17 protein-coding genes and 1 pseudogene are annotated in these 16,321 nt (G+C 67.6%); 12 read left to right on the forward strand and 6 right to left on the reverse strand.

Annotation, left to right across the window (positions count from 1 at the left end; all coding sequences use genetic code 11):
- The 6 genes and pseudogenes from AB7E83_RS00005 to AB7E83_RS00030 form a co-directional block, all read right to left on the reverse strand.
- Window positions 1-142: pseudogene (locus tag AB7E83_RS00005) on the reverse strand (electron transfer flavoprotein subunit beta/FixA family protein); the annotation flags it as partial.
- A 20-nt stretch (window positions 143-162) separates the two neighbouring features.
- Window positions 163-1,329: a CaiB/BaiF CoA transferase family protein gene (locus tag AB7E83_RS00010; protein WP_428563659.1), complete on the reverse strand. Its 1,167-nt coding sequence runs from the start codon at window positions 1,327-1,329 to the stop codon at window positions 163-165.
- Window positions 1,330-1,334: 5 nt separating this feature from the next.
- A complete protein-coding gene (locus AB7E83_RS00015) occupies window positions 1,335-2,579 on the reverse strand; it encodes a CaiB/BaiF CoA transferase family protein (RefSeq protein WP_428563662.1) in 1,245 nt (414 codons plus the stop codon).
- Between the two features lie 16 nt (window positions 2,580-2,595).
- Window positions 2,596-3,738: an acyl-CoA dehydrogenase family protein gene (locus AB7E83_RS00020; protein WP_428564707.1), complete on the reverse strand. Its 1,143-nt coding sequence runs from the start codon at window positions 3,736-3,738 to the stop codon at window positions 2,596-2,598.
- A gap of 72 nt (window positions 3,739-3,810) precedes the next feature.
- Complete coding sequence (locus tag AB7E83_RS00025; RefSeq protein WP_428563665.1) at window positions 3,811-4,314, reverse strand: MaoC family dehydratase; 504 nt, start codon at window positions 4,312-4,314, stop codon at window positions 3,811-3,813.
- 26 nt (window positions 4,315-4,340) lie between these two features.
- Window positions 4,341-5,228, reverse strand: coding sequence for an HpcH/HpaI aldolase/citrate lyase family protein (locus AB7E83_RS00030; protein ID WP_428563668.1), 888 nt, complete (start codon window positions 5,226-5,228; stop codon window positions 4,341-4,343).
- A gap of 140 nt (window positions 5,229-5,368) precedes the next feature.
- On the opposite strand from AB7E83_RS00030, the gene AB7E83_RS00035 reads away from it, so the two are divergent.
- The 12 genes from AB7E83_RS00035 to AB7E83_RS00090 all read left to right on the forward strand — a co-directional run bounded on the left by AB7E83_RS00035 (window position 5,369) and on the right by AB7E83_RS00090 (window position 16,321).
- On the forward strand, window positions 5,369-6,010 hold the full coding sequence (locus tag AB7E83_RS00035) for a TetR/AcrR family transcriptional regulator (protein ID WP_428563671.1): 642 nt from the start codon (window positions 5,369-5,371) through the stop codon (window positions 6,008-6,010).
- A gap of 182 nt (window positions 6,011-6,192) precedes the next feature.
- On the forward strand, window positions 6,193-6,561 hold the full coding sequence (locus AB7E83_RS00040) for a LysR family transcriptional regulator (protein ID WP_428563674.1): 369 nt from the start codon (window positions 6,193-6,195) through the stop codon (window positions 6,559-6,561).
- A 46-nt stretch (window positions 6,562-6,607) separates the two neighbouring features.
- The gene (locus AB7E83_RS00045; RefSeq protein ID WP_428563677.1) at window positions 6,608-7,678 is read left to right on the forward strand and encodes a porin; all 1,071 of its coding nucleotides are present in this window, start codon (window positions 6,608-6,610) and stop codon (window positions 7,676-7,678) included.
- 254 nt (window positions 7,679-7,932) lie between these two features.
- The gene (locus AB7E83_RS00050) at window positions 7,933-8,139 is read left to right on the forward strand and encodes a ferredoxin (protein WP_428563680.1); all 207 of its coding nucleotides are present in this window, start codon (window positions 7,933-7,935) and stop codon (window positions 8,137-8,139) included.
- Complete coding sequence (locus AB7E83_RS00055; protein WP_428563683.1) at window positions 8,140-9,384, forward strand: alpha-hydroxy acid oxidase; 1,245 nt, start codon at window positions 8,140-8,142, stop codon at window positions 9,382-9,384.
- A gap of 22 nt (window positions 9,385-9,406) precedes the next feature.
- On the forward strand, window positions 9,407-10,156 hold the full coding sequence (locus AB7E83_RS00060; protein WP_428563685.1) for an HpcH/HpaI aldolase family protein: 750 nt from the start codon (window positions 9,407-9,409) through the stop codon (window positions 10,154-10,156).
- A 14-nt stretch (window positions 10,157-10,170) separates the two neighbouring features.
- A complete protein-coding gene (locus tag AB7E83_RS00065) occupies window positions 10,171-11,127 on the forward strand; it encodes a PDR/VanB family oxidoreductase (protein WP_428563688.1) in 957 nt (318 codons plus the stop codon).
- Window positions 11,128-11,152: 25 nt separating this feature from the next.
- The gene (locus AB7E83_RS00070; protein ID WP_428563691.1) at window positions 11,153-12,337 is read left to right on the forward strand and encodes a cytochrome P450; all 1,185 of its coding nucleotides are present in this window, start codon (window positions 11,153-11,155) and stop codon (window positions 12,335-12,337) included.
- A gap of 31 nt (window positions 12,338-12,368) precedes the next feature.
- On the forward strand, window positions 12,369-13,340 hold the full coding sequence (locus AB7E83_RS00075) for a Bug family tripartite tricarboxylate transporter substrate binding protein (RefSeq protein ID WP_428563695.1): 972 nt from the start codon (window positions 12,369-12,371) through the stop codon (window positions 13,338-13,340).
- 10 nt (window positions 13,341-13,350) lie between these two features.
- A complete protein-coding gene (locus tag AB7E83_RS00080; protein WP_428563698.1) occupies window positions 13,351-14,286 on the forward strand; it encodes an SMP-30/gluconolactonase/LRE family protein in 936 nt (311 codons plus the stop codon).
- A 23-nt stretch (window positions 14,287-14,309) separates the two neighbouring features.
- Window positions 14,310-15,509 carry an ABC transporter substrate-binding protein gene (locus tag AB7E83_RS00085; RefSeq protein ID WP_428563701.1) on the forward strand — a complete coding sequence of 400 codons (1,200 nt, stop codon included), beginning with the start codon at window positions 14,310-14,312 and terminating at the stop codon, window positions 15,507-15,509.
- The gene (locus AB7E83_RS00090; RefSeq protein WP_428563704.1) at window positions 15,506-16,321 is read left to right on the forward strand and encodes an ABC transporter ATP-binding protein; all 816 of its coding nucleotides are present in this window, start codon (window positions 15,506-15,508) and stop codon (window positions 16,319-16,321) included. Before AB7E83_RS00085 ends, AB7E83_RS00090 begins: the two co-directional genes overlap by 4 nt.

Consider the following 16,321-nt stretch of genomic DNA (forward strand, 5'->3'; position numbering starts at 1 on the left):
GCACCGCCTCTTCGACGGCGATCTCGTCGAACGGGTTCATGCTCATCTTCACGTTCGCGAGATCGACGCCCGTGCCGTCCGACTTGACGCGGACCTTGACGTTGTAATCGATGACTCGCTTGACTGCGACCAGTACCTTCATGATGCGATTCCTTCAGTTCCCTAGATGAATGTGCCGGCGGCGCGATGCGCGGCGATGGCGGATTCGTTGAGCCACGGCGCGAGCGCGGCCTGTGCATTGTCGGTGGTCAGCGGCGCGGGCGGCGTGGGCATGTCCGGCGGGGTGCGCGAGAAGCGCGGGCCGGGCGCCGGCTGCGACAGGCCATCCACCTCCACGAACGTCTTGCGCGCCGCGAGATGCGGATGCGACGGCGCCTCGGCGAAGCTCAGCACCGGCGAGAAGCACGCGTCGGTGCCTTCCAGGAGGGCCGTCCACTCCGCGCGGGTGCGCGTGATGAACTTGGCGGCGAAGAGCCGCCTCTGCTCGGGCCAGGCGCTCTTGTCCATCTGCCGGTCGAACACGGGGTCCTTCAACTCGAGCTTGTCCAGCAGCAGGCGGTAGAACTTCGCTTCGATCGGCGCGATGCTGATGTACTTGCCATCGGCGCATTCGTAGACGTCGTAGAAGGACGCGCCGCTGTCGATGAGGTTCGTGCCGCGCTCGTCGCTCAGGATGCCGGAGGCCCGCAGCGACAGCAGCGGCGCGGTGAGCGCGGCGGCGCCATCGACCATCGCGCCGTCCACCACCTGCCCGAGGCCCGAGTTGCGCGCCTCGATGATGCCGGCGAGCATGCCGAACGCCAGGAACAGCGCGCCGCCCGCGTAGTCGCCCATGATGTTCAGGGGAATCGTCGGCGGGTCGCCCGCACGGCCGATCGCGTTCAGGATGCCCGTGATCGCCACGTAGTTGACGTCGTGGCCCGCCGAATGCGCGAGCGGGCCGTCCTGGCCCCAGCCGGTGGCGCGCCCGTAGACGAGCTTCGCATTGCGCTTCAGGCACACGTCGGGCCCGAGCCCGAGGCGCTCCATCACGCCCGGGCGGAAACCCTCGATCAGCGCATCGGCCCCGGCGATGAGGTCGAGGACCAGCGCAAGGCCCTTGGGGTCCTTGAGGTCCACGCGGATCGACTTGCGGTTGCGCAGGCCGATGTCGAACTGCACCGGCTTCTCCACGCCGAGCCCCGAAGGTTCCTTGCGGTCCACGCGGATGATCGTCGCGCCGAGGTCCGCGAGGAACATCGCCGCGACCGGCCCCGGGCCGATGCCCGCGAGCTCGACGATCTTGATACCGCGAAGCGGCCCCCTACGTTCGCTGTTCGCTTCGGTCATGGCCTTCAGATCACTCCTTCGGATTTCAGTTGGCGCAGTTCCTCGGCGGACAGCTTCAGCAAGCCGCCGTAGATCTGCTCGTTCGATTCGCCGAGGTTCGGCGCCGGCCGGTCGAACTGCACGTTCGCGTTCGACATCCGGATCGGGTTGCCCATGGCCGTCGGGCGTGCATCGCCCAGCCCCGGATGCGCGATGCGCATCACCGCGCCGCGCTCGTGCAGCACCGGGTCATCCAGCACTTCCAGCGGCGAGCGCACGCGCGCGCAGGGCACGCCGCGCTTGTCGAGCAGTTCGCGCACGATCTCCTCGGTCGTGTGCTCGCGCGTCCACGCCTCGATCAGCGCGTTGACTTCCTTCGCATGCTTCATGCGCGGCCCGCGCGTCGCGTAGCGCGCATCCTCCAGCAGGTCCGTGCGTCCGATCCACCCGACCAGCGACCGGAACCACTCCGGGCTGAACGCCACGATGGCCACGGCCCCGTCCTTCGCCGCGTACACGCCGAAGGGACACAGACGATCCTGGAAATTGCCCGACTTCAGCGGGTAGCCCGCCTGCGTCATGACGTCGAAGTTCTCGCCCGCCACCATGGAGGCGAGGCAGTCGAGCATCGACACGGTGACGGCCTGGCCTTCGCCCGTGCGGCCGCGCTGGATCAATGCGGCAAGGATGCCGTTGACGACGAACAGCGGCGAGACCATGTCGGCGATGGGCAGGCCCCAGCGCGTCGGCGCGCCGCCGGGCTCGCCGGTCACTTCCATGATGCCGCTGAGCGCCTGCACGATGATGTCCATGCCCTTCAGTTGCGGCCGGTCGCTCGGCTCGCCAAAGGCCTTGATGGAGGCGTAGATGATCTTCGGGTTCGCCTCGCGCACGCGCGCGTAGTCGACCTTCAGCTTCGCGGCGGTGCCTTCGCTGAAATTCTCGAACACCACGTCCGCTTCCTTCACGAGCCGCATGAAGAGCTCGTGGCCCTTCTTCGACTTCAGGTCGAGCGTGACGCTTTTCTTGTTGCGGGCGCGATTGAGCGTCGTGAGCGACACGTCGCCCGGCTTCATCGCGCCGAAATGCATGCCCTCGTCGCCGACGAAGGGCGGATTGGTCCGCGCGATGTCGCCGCCGTCCGGCGACTCGACGCGGATGACTTCCGCGCCGAGGCCGGCGAGCAGCAGCGAGCCGTACGGCCCCGAGAGCGCGACCGTGAGGTCGAGGACGCGCACGCCCTCGAGCGGCCGCGAGAGGGAACTCGACATGGGCTGCGAACCGGCTTCAGTAGGACTTGGGCAGGCCCAGCACCTTGTTGGAGATGAAGTTGCACACCATCTCCTGCGACACCGGCGCCAGGCGCAGCAGCCGCACTTCGCGCCACAGGCGCTCGATGTGGTACTCCTTCGCGTAGGCGTAGCCGCCGTGCGTCTGCATCGCCTGGTCGGCCGCCTGCCAGCCGGCATCGGCGCCGAGGAACTTGGCGGTGTTCGACTCCGCGCCGCAGGGCTGGCCGGCATCGAACAGCATGGCGGCATGGTGCGCCACCTTGTCGGCGGCTTCCAGGCGCATCCAGGCTTCGGCGAGCGGGTGCGCCACGGCCTGGTTCTTGCCGATCGGGCGGTCGAAGATCACGCGCTCGTTGGCGTACTTGGTCGCGAGCTTCAGCGCGGCGCGGCCGATGCCGATGCACTCGGTGGCCACCACCACGCGCTCGGGATTCAGGCCGTCGAGCAGGTAGTGGAAGCCCTTGCCGACTTCGCCGATCACGTTTTCTTCCGGCACTTCCAGGCCGTCGATGAACACTTCGTTCGAGTCGATGGCGGCGCGGCCCAGCTTGTCGATCACGCGGACGTCGCAGTGCTTCCTGTCCATGTCGGCGAAGAAGAGCGTCATGCCGTCGAGCGGACGCTTCTCGTCGCGGGGCGATGTGCGCGCCAGGATCAGGTACTTGTTCGCGTTCTGCGCGTTCGTGCTCCAGACCTTCTGGCCGTTGATCACCCAGCGGTCGCCCTTCTTCTCGGCGCGCGTCTTGATGCGCGAGGTGTCCACGCCGGCGGTCGGCTCCGTCACGCCGAAGGCCATCAGGTGCTCGCCCTTGGCGAGCTGCGGCAGCAGGCGCCGCTTCATCTCTTCCGAGCCGTGCTTCAGGATCGGCGCGGGCGGGAAGACGTAGAAGTGGATCGCCGAGGCGCCGCTCATGCCGGCGCCCGAGGCCGCGATTTCCTGCATCAGGATCGCCGCTTCGGACAGGCCGAGGTTCATGCCGCCGACTTCCTCGGGCATCATGATGCCCATCCAGCCTGCTGCCGCGAAGGCCTTCACGAACTCCCAGGGGTACTTGCCCGGGTCCTTGTCGTGTTCACGCCAGTACGACAGCGGGAACTTCTCGGAGAGCTTGCGCGCGGCTTCGCGCACGTCGTTCATCTGCTGCTGGCGCTGCTCGTAGGCGGCCCAGTAGGCGCGGGTGGAATCGGTCATCGAGGACATGCTTGCTCCTTATGCCTTGGCGGCGACCTTGGTGCCAACGGGGACGCCGGACTTGGCGCCTTCCTTGGGTCGCAGCATCATCAGGCCCTGGCGCACGCAGATGCAGACCTCTTCGTCGCGCTGGTTGATGCCCACGTGGCGGAAGGTCACGATGCCCGTGTCGGGGCGGCTCTTCGACTGGCGTGCGTCGAGGATCTCGGTGCGCACGCGGATCGTGTCGCCGTGGAACACCGGCTTGGGAAACTTGATCTCGGTGAAGCCGAGGTTGCCCAGCGTCGTGCCGATGGTCGTCTCGATCACGGTGATGCCGTTGACGAGCGCGAGCATGAACATGCTGTTGACCAGGCGCTGGCCGTAAATCTGCTGCGAGCTGTATTCGGCGTCGATGTGCAGCGGCGCGCAGTTGTAGGTCATCGCCGAGAACAGGATGTTGTCCGTCTCGGTCACGGTGCGACGGATCGCGTGCTCGATCACCAGACCCGGCTTGAGGTCTTCGAAATACATTCCGGCCATGTGAGTGCTCCTGCTTCTGGTTTGAGTTAAGCGTTGAACGAACGTGCGAGCGCGAGGATTTCCTTCGCGGTCTTCACGTGGGCGATGTCGATGTGCTCGCCGTCGTACACGCAGGACGCGCGGCCTTCGCCGACCGCCTTGTCCAGCGCCGCGACCATGCCCTCGTAATAGGCAACCTGCTCGGGCGACGGGGTGTAGCTCTCGTTGATGAGCGCGACGTTGCTGGGGTGCAGTGCGAGTTCGCCGCTGAAGCCGAGCTGGCGATCGAGCTTGGTGGCTTCGCGCAGGCCGTCCAGATCCTTGATCTGCTGCCACACGCCGCCGATGGGCTTCTTGCCGGCGGCCTTCGCGGCCATCACGACGCGCGACTTGAAGTAGTTCGACTCGCGGCCCTCGGGCGACCAGATCGTGTCGAGCGCGCGGGCCACGTCGGCGTTCTTCGCCGTAGCGCCCACGATGAAGTCGACGCGCGAATGCATGGCGATTTCATAGGCGAACTGCAGCGCGCGCGCCGTCTCCAGCAGCGGCAGCACGCTCGTGTGGCCGACTTCGAGGCCGGCACGCGTCTCGGCTTCGGCCAGCATCGAGTGGATCGTGTGCATGTCTTCCGGGCCGCAGGGCTTGGAAATCACGATGCCCTCGGTGTGCGGGCTCACGACGGCGAGCACGTCCTCGAAGTCGTAGAGGTGCGGCGTGCGGTTGATGCGCACCCAGGTGCGCTGCTTCTTCTCGGCCAGCCAGGCGAGCTTCGACTTGACGATGCCGCGGGCTTCGACCTTCTGCGGATGCGGGACGCTGTCTTCGAGGTCCAGGATCAGCGCATCGGCCTTGGAGGTGATGGACTTCTCGATCCAGTCGGCCTTGTTGCCCGGAACGAAAAGGAAAGAGCGAATGGGTTTTTTCGGGGTGTTCATGCTTGCCTCGGCGCGACGCCTCTGGTACCTTTCTAACGTTCGGTAGGTTATCTAACGAACGATAGGCAGTTTGCCGTTCGGGACCTTCGGATGTACTAGGGTAAATACCTAGATTCGGTTGAATTCAAGGAAACAAGGACATGGCGAAAAGGAACGTCAATGCGGCGAGCGACACGCGGGAAAACCTGCTGCGTCTTGCCGCGCAATCGTTCAGCACGCACGGGTACGCCGCGACGACCATGCGCGGCATCGCCGACCTGGCCGGCATCGAGGCGGCCAGCATCTACTACCACTTCGGCTCCAAGGAAGACCTGGTCGAGGCGGTGATGGAGCACGCCGCCGAGCGGTTCTTCACGGCGCTCAACGAACACATCGCGACCGTGCCGGCCGGCGCCGGCGCATTCGCCCGCTTCCGGGCCGGCCTGATCGGCCTCATGAACGGCCTCGTGCAGCACGGCGACTTCACTTTCTCGCACAACCGACTGCTCGGGCAGCTGCCGGACAAGGTGCGCGAGCGTCAGGTGCGCCGGCGCGAGGAGCACCACCGTCTTTGGACCTCGATGCTGGAAGACCTGCGCGCCGAAGGCCTGATCCGGGAAGACGTCGACCTGGGCCTGTGCCGCATGTTCGTCCTGGGCAGCATCAACACGATCCACGCCTGGTTCAACCCGAAGAAGGGTTCGCTCGAGACGATCGCCGACCAGCTGTGCTCCATGCTGTTCGAGGGTGTTGCCGCGCCGGGCGGCCGGGCGCTGATCGCGCGCGAGCTCGCCGAGTCATGAAATCGTCCCCGGATGCCGCAAATCGGCCGATCCGCGCCCCGGTACCGCTCCGTACTGGGGTTGCCGGCCTCGAGGTGTGGCAGCACCGCAACAGATGTGTTGCGATGTACGGAACACACAAACCTTGCGGATTGACCCCCTGAGGGCGTCCGGAGAACCTTCACATGTCAGCACGCAGAGCCATGGACTACAACCTCGCCCGCTTCGATCTCGTCTCGATCCGACTCGCCGTCCTGTGCGCGGAACTGGGGTCGTTGTCGGCCGCCGCGAAGGAGGTGCATTGCTCCCTCTCCACGGGGAGTTATCGCCTGAGCACGCTGGAATATTCCTTCGGCAAACCCCTGTTCACGCGGGACCGCCGCGGCCTGCATCCGACGGCCGCCGGCGAGGTCTTCGTGCGGCATGCGCGCCACATTCTGGAGCGCGTCGAACTGATGACCCGGCAGGTCGCTTCTCTCCCCGACGACCTCCCGGAAGTGACCAATTTCCCAGAAGTCCGAACAAATCCATACGGGTTTTCCCGTACTGCGCCACTCACCTCAACCGGCTGAAATCAGCCTTTTCCACACCTCCTTCAACGAAAACGGAGACCCGACCTTGAACAAGAAATCCCTACTGCTGCTGCCCCTCGTTGGCCTGTGCGGCGCCGCCTTCGCGCAATCCAGCGTGACGCTCTTCGGCGTCGTGGATGCAACGCTCGCCTTCGGTCGCGGCTCCATCGCGGACCGCACGCAGCTGACCCGCGGCGGCTACAACTCCAACCGCCTCGGCTTCCGCGGCGTGGAAGACCTCGGCGGCGGCCTGTCGGCGAGCTTCCACCTCGAAGCCGGCCTGAACGTGGACGACGGCGAAGGCGCCGCCACGAACAGCAACAACCAGGCTTCGGGCGCGGGCGCTGCCGTCGCCGGCCGCCAGGGCCTCACCTTCAACCGCCGCTCGACCGTTTCGCTGTCGGGCCGCAACTGGGGTGAGCTGCGCCTCGGCCGCGACTTCACGCCGGCGTACTGGAACAACGTGTTCGGCGACCCGTTCGGCAACGTGGGCGTCGGCGCAGCCGTCAGCTACACCGCGTCGATCGCCGGCGTGACCAACACCCGCGTGTCCAACAGCATCGGCTACCTGACGCCCGCCGGTCTCGGCGGCTTCGGCGCCCAGATCGCCTACTACATGGGTGAGCAGCTGAACAACGCCGCCGGCGGTACCAGCGACGACGGCGACGGCTGGGCCATCCGCGGCACGTACGACAAAGGCCCGCTGGGCCTGGGCGCCGGCTACGGCCGCACCCAGTACGCCGCTGGCGACATCGTCATGCGCAACCTCAACGCTTCGTACAACTTCGGCGTTGCCAAGCTGATGAGCACGTACAACGATGACCGCAACGGCGCCATCAAGGCCCGCGGCTGGGTCCTCGGCGTGGTCGTGCCGGTCGGCGCGGGCGAAGCCAAGGCTTCCTACTCCGAGCACACCGTCCGCGTGGCCGGCCCGGATCCGAAGGCCAAGCAGATCGCCGTCGGCTACGTGCATCACCTGTCGAAGCGCACGTCGCTCTACACGACGTACGCCCACATCAGCAACAGCAACGGCTCCGCCCGCGCGCTCAACGGCGGCCTGACCGCCGGCGGCCGTTCGGCCAGCGGCCTGGCCATCGGCCTGCGCCACGCGTTCTAAGCAACGCGACAAAGAGTTTCGCCGGAACGATTCGCAAGTTTCTCCAACCGGTGTTGAGGGATGCGCTGCAAGCGCATCCCTTTTTTATTTGTGCGCCCGATTCCGCGTGTGCCACTATGTGGACCGCGTCAGTTCCATTCCCCGGAACACTCCGCACACCCCCCGGACCTCTCCCCGGGCGCCTGGCCTACAAAGCAGCGCATGGATGAAAAGCCGCTCGGCGGCAAAGGCCGCGAGGCGGCAGAGAGGTCAGGATGAAGGTGACGATCGACAGGACCCGGTGCATGGCGTCGGGCAATTGCGTGCTCACGGTGCCCGAACTGTTCGAGCAGGACGAGGACGGGTTCGCGCGACTGAAGCCGGTGGACCCGGCAGGCTTTTCCGCCGCGGCGATCGAGGAAGCCGTGAAATCGTGCCCCACCGCGGCGATCTCCTTCGAACCCACGAAAGACGCGGCCTGAATGTCCGCCGTGCTTTCCGGAAACGCCCCGCAGCCGAAGGAGAAGCAGGCCGTGTCGTCCTTCGCGCGCTTCACGCTCGGCTCGCGCGTGACGCCGATCAGCGTGGAGGGCTATCGCAAGCTCGCCCGCAAGCGCCTGCCGGGCATGGTCTGGGCTTACGTCGACGGCGGCGCGGACGGCCAGGTGACGCTGGCCGACAATCGCAACGGATTCCAGAAGTGGCGGCTGCGCCAGCGCTCGCTCACGGGCATCTCCAAGCCCGTACTCGCGACGCGAATGGCGGGCGTCGACGTCTCGCTGCCGATCGCGCTCGCGCCGACCGGCCTGTGCGGCCTCACCCGCTGGAACGGCGACTGGGCCGCCGCGCGCGCGGCGGAATCGGCCGGCACGCGCCACGTGCTCAGCACGGGCTCCTCGTGGACGCTCGAAGAGGTGGCGGGCCGCACCGAGAAAGACCACTGGTACCAGCTCTATCCCTTCGGCAACCGGGCCAAGGTCGGTGAGCTGATGCAGCGCGCCGAGGACGCGGGCTTCACCGCGCTCTTCGTCACCGTCGACGTGCCGGTGCGCGGCAATCGCGAGGGCGAGCGCGAGACGGGCATGGGCGTGCCGCTCACCTTCACGCCCGCGAACGTGCTCGACGCGGCGATGCGTCCGCGCTGGGTGTACGAGCTCTTTCGCCACCAGCGCGCGGTCGCGATCCAGTACGCGCAGGCCGGCGCCGTCGGCGTGCGCGCCGCCGTCATGGCCGCGAGCGAGCAGGACCGCTACATGCAGGGCGACCTGAGCTGGGACGACCTGATGTGGATGCGCCAGCGCTGGAAGGGCAAGCTGTACGTGAAGGGCGTGCTCGACGCGGAAGATGCCGCGCGCTGCGTCGACGAGATCGGCGCCGACGGCGTGGTGGTGTCGAACCATGGCGCGCGCCAGCTCGATCACGCGCTCGGCTCCATCGACGCGCTGCCGGCGATCGTCGAGCGCATCGGCGGCCGGGGCGAGGTCTACCTCGACGGCGGCGTGCGGCGCGGCACCGACGTCATCATCGCCCTCGCGCTCGGCGCCAAGGGCGTGTTCGTCGGCCGCCCCTACCTCTACGGCCTCGCCGTCGACGGCGAGCGCGGCGCGCGCAACGTGCTGGACATCCTGCGGGACGACATGGTCCGCGCGCTGATCCTCATGGGCTGCCCCGACGTGAAGTCGCTCGACAGGAGCTGGCTGATCCCGGCCTCCTCCGCCACAACCTGAGACCCCGACACCGGACACCGACATGCCAAGAGACGCATTCAAATTCAAAGGCGCGGGCAGCAAGCCCGTCCTCGGCGGCTTCATCACCTTCGACTCGATGCCGATGGTCGAGATCCTGGCCGGCATCGGCTTCGACTACCTCGCCATCGACACGCAGCACGCGATGCTCGACGTGGTGATGGCGGGCCGGCTGATGTACGCCATCCCGACCGAAATGCCCGTGCTCGTGCGCGTGGGCAACACCGACGGCTCGCTCATCGGCAAGGCGCTCGACAGCGGCGCGGACGGCGTGATCGTGCCCATGGTCGAGACGCGCGAGCAGGCCGCCGCCGCCGTGGCCGCGTGCAAGTACAACCCGGCCGGCAACCGCAGCTTCGGCCCGGTGCGCAAGCACCTCGGCTTCGACGCGAAGGAAATCATGGAGCGCGCCGCCTGCTTCGTGATGATCGAGACGGCCAAGGCCGTCGAGAACATCGACGAGATCGTGACCACGCCCGGCGTCACCGGCGTGTACTTCGGCTCGGGCGACCTCGCGGTCAACCTCGGCCTGCATCCCCTGGAGCCGCACCATCCGAAGATCCGCGAAGCGACGAAGCGCGTGGCCGACGCGTGCCAGCGCGCGGGCGTCGTCGCCGGCATGCACGGCCAGACGCCGGAGCACATCCGCGACGTCATCGAGCAGGGCTTCACGATGGTCACGCTGAGCGGCGACCGCACCTACATCGCCCGCGGCGCGGGCGACATGCTGAAGGCGGGACGGGCGGTCCGGTGATTCCGCAACCGTGGATGGACGTCCGCGTCCAGGCGAAGCGGGTCGAGGCGACGGACATCGTCGTGCTCGAACTCGCGGCTTTGCAGGGCCATGCCCTGCCGCCTTTCAGCGCGGGCTCGCACATCGACATCGAGGTGCGCCCCGGCCTCGCGCGCCAGTATTCGCTGTGCAACGACCCGTCGGAGACGCACCGCTACGTCGTCGCCATCCTGCGCGAGCCCCTCTCGCGCGGCGGCTCCTCGTTCATCCATGCCGGCCTGAACGAGGGCGACACGGTGCGCATCGGCGCGCCGAAGAACCATTTCCCGCTGCAGTCGGACGGCCAGCGCCACGTGCTCTTCGCGGGCGGCATCGGCATCACGCCGCTGCTGTGCATGTCCGAGCGGCTCGCGCGCACGGACAAGGCCTTCGCCCTCCACTACTGCGTCCGCTCGGCCGACCGCGCCGCGTTCCGCGCGCGGCTCGCCGCGCCCGACCTCGCGGCCCGGGTCCACGTGCATCGCGACGACGGCGACGCTGCCCAGAAGCTCGACGTGGCGCGGGCGCTGGGCGCGTATACCCCCGGCGCGCATGCCTACGTCTGCGGCCCGGGCGGCTTCATCGCCTGGGTGCTCGACGCGGCGCGGCAGGCGGGCTGGCCCGAGGGCGCGCTGCACCGCGAGTACTTCACGCCGCCGGACACGGGCGTTGCCGCGGCGCCCGCGGAGGCTTTCCAGGTCAGGCTCGCCTCGAGCGACCGCGTGATCGACATCCCGGCCGAGCGCAGCGTGATGCAGGTGCTGGCCGAGGCGGGCGTCGAGCTGCCCTCGTCGTGCGAACAGGGCACCTGCGGCAGCTGCCTCACGCGCGTGCTCGAGGGCATTCCCGACCACCGCGACGTGTACCTCACCGACGACGAGCGCGCCGCGAACGACCAGTTCACGCCCTGCGTGTCGCGTGCGAAGACGCCCCTGCTGGTGCTCGACATCTAGCCACCGAATCTCTCAAGGAAGCAACATGGATTTCGATTTCGATCTCTACTCGCGCGAAACGGCGCAGAACCCCTGGCCCGCGATCAAGGCCATGCAGGAGGCCGGCCCGGTGCTGCGCAACGTGCGCACCGGCGCGTACATGGTCACCACCGACAAGCTCGCGCGCAACGTCCTCACCGACACGACGCGCTTCACGATCGAAGGCACGGCGGTGACCATCCGCTTCGGCAAGGAAGCCTTCTTCGGCATCGACGACAAGGCCCTGCACGACAAGCTGCGCAGCATCTGGATGGGCGCCTTCACGCGCCCCGCGATGGAGGCGATGCGCCCGATGATCACGCAGCTGGCCGACGAGATGATCGACCCGGTGGAGGAGAAGCTGCGCGCCGGCGAGACCGTCGACCTCGAGGCCGAGCTGTGCCGCAGCCTGCCCGCGTACGTCATCGCGCACATGATGGGCGTGCCCCGCAGCTACCGCGACGACGTGGTGCGCTGGAGCGACGCGCTCGGCGCGGCGTCCGTGCTGCCCGCCAATGCGGACAAGCAGACGCACCCCGCGTGGCTGGCCGCTTACAAGGCGCGCGACGAGATCGGCGCCTACCTCGCCGAAGCCATCGCGCACCGCCGCAAGAACCCCGGCGGCACCGACCTCATCAGCCAGATCGTGCATTCCTCGCACAACCTGCCCGACGAGTTCATCGTCTCCAACAGCCGGCAGATGCTCTACGCGGGCAACGAGACCACGGCCAAGTGGCTCGGCCACATCGTGGTGGCGCTGGACGAGCGCAAGGACGTGCGCCGGGAAGTCCTGGCCGACCCGAAGCTCATGCCGCAGGCGCTGGAGGAAGTGATGCGCTGGCGGCCGGTCGTGATGGCGTCGGTTCGCCTGGTGAAGCCGGGCGGCACCGAGATCGAGGGCGTGCGGATCCCCGAAGGCACGACGATCATGCCGGTGGTCGGCTGCGCCAACCGCGACCCCGCGCGCTACGAGAACCCGGAGGAGCTCGACATCCATCGCAAGTTCCAGACGAACCTGGGCTTCGGCTTCGGCATGCACAGCTGCCTGGGCGTGACGCTGGCGCGGCTGGAAGCGCAGATCGTGATCGAGCGCCTGCTGGCGCGCATCCCGGACTACGAAGTGGCCGGGGACGTGATCTACAACGCCTTCGCGTTGCGCGGCCCCAAGGTCCTGCCCATTGCAATGCATTGACATTCGAGACTTGAACGGAGACATCCCACCCATGACGAAACGCAGATCCCTCCTCGCCCTGGCGCTCGCCGCCGCCTCGCTGTTCGCAAGCGGCGCCGCGCTCGCGCAGACCTATCCCGACCGCCCCATCCGCCTGGTCGTGCCGTACGCGGCCGGCGGCTCGGCCGACGGCATGGCCCGGCTGATCGGCCAGCATCTGGGCGACACGCTCGGTCAGCCGGTGGTCATCGACAACAAGGCCGGCGGCGGCACGCTGATCGGCGCGGAATTCGTGAAGGCCGCGAAGCCCGACGGCTACACGCTCTTCCTCGGCACCTCGTCGACCAGCCTGCTCATGCTGCGCAAGGGCGGCTCGCCCGTCGACTTCCGCAAGGACCTGGAGCCGGTCATGGCATTCGCCGAATCGGTGTTCGTGATCCTGGGCGGCATCAATTCGCCGTTCAAGACCTTCCCCGAGATGCTCGCCTGGGCCAAGGCGAATCCCGGCAAGCTGACCTACAGCGTGCCGGGACCCGGCTCCACGTCGCACCTGCTCGGCGAGTACATCGCGAGCGTCGCCGGCGTGAAGATGACCGTGGTGCCTTACAAGGGCGGCGGCCCCGCGTCCGTGGGCCTGATGGGCGGCGAGGTCATGGCGTCCGTCGACGGCATCGGCCCCACCAACGTCTTCGTCAGGGACGGCAAGATGAACCTGCTCGCCACGACCGGCGCGCAGCGCAGTCCCGTGTTCCCCAATACGCCCATCATCGGCGAGACGCTGCAGGGCATGTCGGCCGGCGGCTGGATCGGGCTGGCTTCCGCGCCCGGCACGCCCAAGCCCATCATCGACCGGCTGCACGCCGCGCTGACCACCGTGATCGCCAAGCCGGACGTGAAGGCGCGCATCGAGTCGCTGTCGCTCAAGCCGATGACGTCGACGCCCGCCGAATACCGCGGCCTGATCGCAGGCGAGATCGACAAGTGGGCCAAGGTCGTGCGCGACGCGAACCTCACGATCGACTGACGCCCGCGACATGACGAACGCGAAGTTCGAAGTCGTCGCCGAGGGCCTGCGCTTCCCCGAAGGCCCGATCGCGATGCCCGACGGCACGCTGCTGCTCGTGGAAATCGAGCGGCAGACGTTGACGCGCATCGACCGGGACGGCCGCGCCGACGTCGTCGCCTACGTCGGCGGCGGCCCCAACGGCGCGGCGATCGGGCCGGACGGGCACTGCTACATCTGCAACAACGGCGGCTTCGCCTGGCACGAGGACGAGCACGGGCTGCGCCCGACGCACCAGCCCGCCGACTACAGCGGCGGGCGCATCGAGCGCGTCGACCTGAAGACCGGCCGGGTGGAAGTGCTCTACACCAAGGGGCCGAACGCGCCGCTGAAGGGGCCGAACGACATCGTGTTCGACGGCCACGGCGGCTTCTGGTTCACCGACCTCGGCAAGGCGCGCACGAACGAGGTCGACCGCGGCCGCGTCTACTACGCGAAGTGCGACGGCAGCCGCATCGAGGAAGCCGTCTACCCGATGCTGTTTCCGAACGGCATCGCGCTGTCGCCCGACGACAGGCGCCTGTATGTCGCCGAGACGGATGCGGGCCGCGTGTGGGCGTTCGACATCGAGTCGCCCGGCAGGATCGCGAAGAAACCCTGGCCCTCGCCGAACGGCGGCGAACTGCTGATCGGCCTGCCCGGCTACCAGCGGCTCGATTCGATGGCGGTGGAGGCGAGCGGCAACGTGTGCGTCGCGACCCTCATGGAAAACGCGGGCGTGACCGTGATCGCGCCCGACGGCAAGCTCGTCGAGCAGGTCCTGATGCCCGACCGCGCGACCACCAACATCTGCTTCGGCGGCCCCGACCTGCGCACCGCCTTCGTCACCCTGTCATTGAGCGGCCGCCTCGTCGCGGTGGATTGGCCGCGACCCGGGCTCCCTCTGCACCATCTGAACCGCGACTGACAACACACCCTGAGGAGACATCCATGCAATTGCTGAAGAGAACCCTGCTCGCGAGCGCTTTCATCGCGCTCGCCCTTCCCGCCTTCGCGCAGCAAGGCGGCCCCAAGAAATACGGCCCCGGCGTCACCGACACCGAGATCAAGATCGGCCAGACCATGTCGTACAGCGGCGCGGCCGCGACCTACGGCACCTTCGGCCGGGTGATGGTCGCGTACTTCAAGGAGCTGAACGACAAGGGCGGCATCAACGGCCGCAAGATCAACCTGATGAGCGTGGACGACGGCTTCAGCCCGCCCAAGACGGTGGAGATGACGCGCAAGCTCGTCGAATCCGACAACGTGCTCTTCATGTGCTGCTCGATGGGAACCGGCCCCAACGCCTCGGTGCAGAAGTACCTGAACGACCGCAAGGTGCCGCAGGTCTTCGTGCTGTCCGGCGCGACGCGCTTCACCGACGCGAAGACCGCGCCGTGGACCATGAGCTTCTCGCCCACCTACATCGACGAGGGCCGCGAGGCGGCGCGCTACATCCTGCGCACCAAGCCCAACGCCAAGATCGCGCTGCTCTACGCCAACGACGACTCCGGCAAGGACACCGCCATCGGCTTCAAGGAAGGCCTGGGCGCCGACAAGGTGAAGATGATCGTGTCGGAGCAGACGTACGAAGTGACCGACGCGACCATCGACTCGCAGATCCGCCAGGCCAAGGCCTCGGGCGCGGACGCCTTCTTCGACAGCACGGCCGCGAAGTTCACCGCGCAGGCGATCCGTATCGCGCACGACATCGGCTGGCAGCGCCTGCACGTGACGACCAACAACTCCTCGTCCATCGCGCAGGTGCTGCAGCCCGCCGGCTTCGACAAGTCGCAGGGCCTGGTCGCCGGCAAGTTCATCAAGGAGCCGACCGACAAGCAGTGGGACAACGACCCGCGCATGAAGGCATGGCGCGACTGGATGACGAAGAACTATCCGGAAGGCCTGAAGACCGACTGGTGGAACGTCTACGGCTACATGGTCGCCGAGACGCTCGCGAACGTGATCCGCACGGCCGGCAACGACCTCACGCGCGAGAACATCATGAAGATCGCGCTGAGCATGAACTACGACTCGCCCTACCTGCTGCCCGGCCTGAAGATCCAGACGAGCCCCACCGTGCGCTCGGCGGTGAACAAGCTGCGCTACTACCGGTTCCAGGGCGACCAGTGGATGATGATCAAGGAGTGAGCGCCATCGCTTCTCCCGCGGCTGCGACGCCCCGCCCGCCGGCGGCGGCGCCGCTCTTGAGCGTGCGCGACGTCACCGTCCGGTTCGGGGGCATCCTCGCGCTGGACGGCATCACTTTCGACGTCGACGAGGGCGACATCGTCGGCCTGATCGGCCCCAACGGGGCCGGCAAGACGACGCTGTTCAACTGCCTGAGCCGGCTCTACGTCCCGACCTCGGGCGACATCCGGTTTCGCGGCCAGTCGGTCATGTCGCTGGCCCGCCACCGGATCGCCGACCTCGGCATCGGCCGCACGTTCCAGAACGCGGCGCTCTTCGAGACGCTCACCGTGCTGGACAACGTGCTGGTGGGCGGCCACCACGTCACGAAGAGCGACTTCCTCTCCAACGCGCTCGGCCTGAAATGGGTCGCGCGCGAGGAGGAAGCCGTCGAGGCGAAGGCGATGGACAAGATCCGCTTCATGGGGCTCGAGGAGTACGTCGACCGTCCCGCGGGCGGCCTGCCCTTCCCCGTGAAGAAGCGCGTGGAACTCGCGCGCGCGCTCATGTCCGAGCCGACGCTGCTGCTGCTCGACGAGCCCGCGGCCGGCCTGAATCACGGCGAGATCGAGACGCTGAGCGAGCAGATCCGCCGCATCCGCGAAACCGAGAAGGTGACCATCCTGCTCGTCGAACACCACATGAGCCTGGTGATGGCCATCTCCGACAAGGTCGTCGCCATCGACTTCGGCAAGAAGATCGCCGAAGGCAAGCCGGCCGAAGTGCAGCGCGACCCCGCGGTGATCCGCGCGTATTTGGGCGAAAAGCTCTGA

Source organism: Ramlibacter sp., from assembly GCF_050250995.1.
In the GTDB taxonomy this organism is placed as follows: domain Bacteria; phylum Pseudomonadota; class Gammaproteobacteria; order Burkholderiales; family Burkholderiaceae_C; genus Ramlibacter.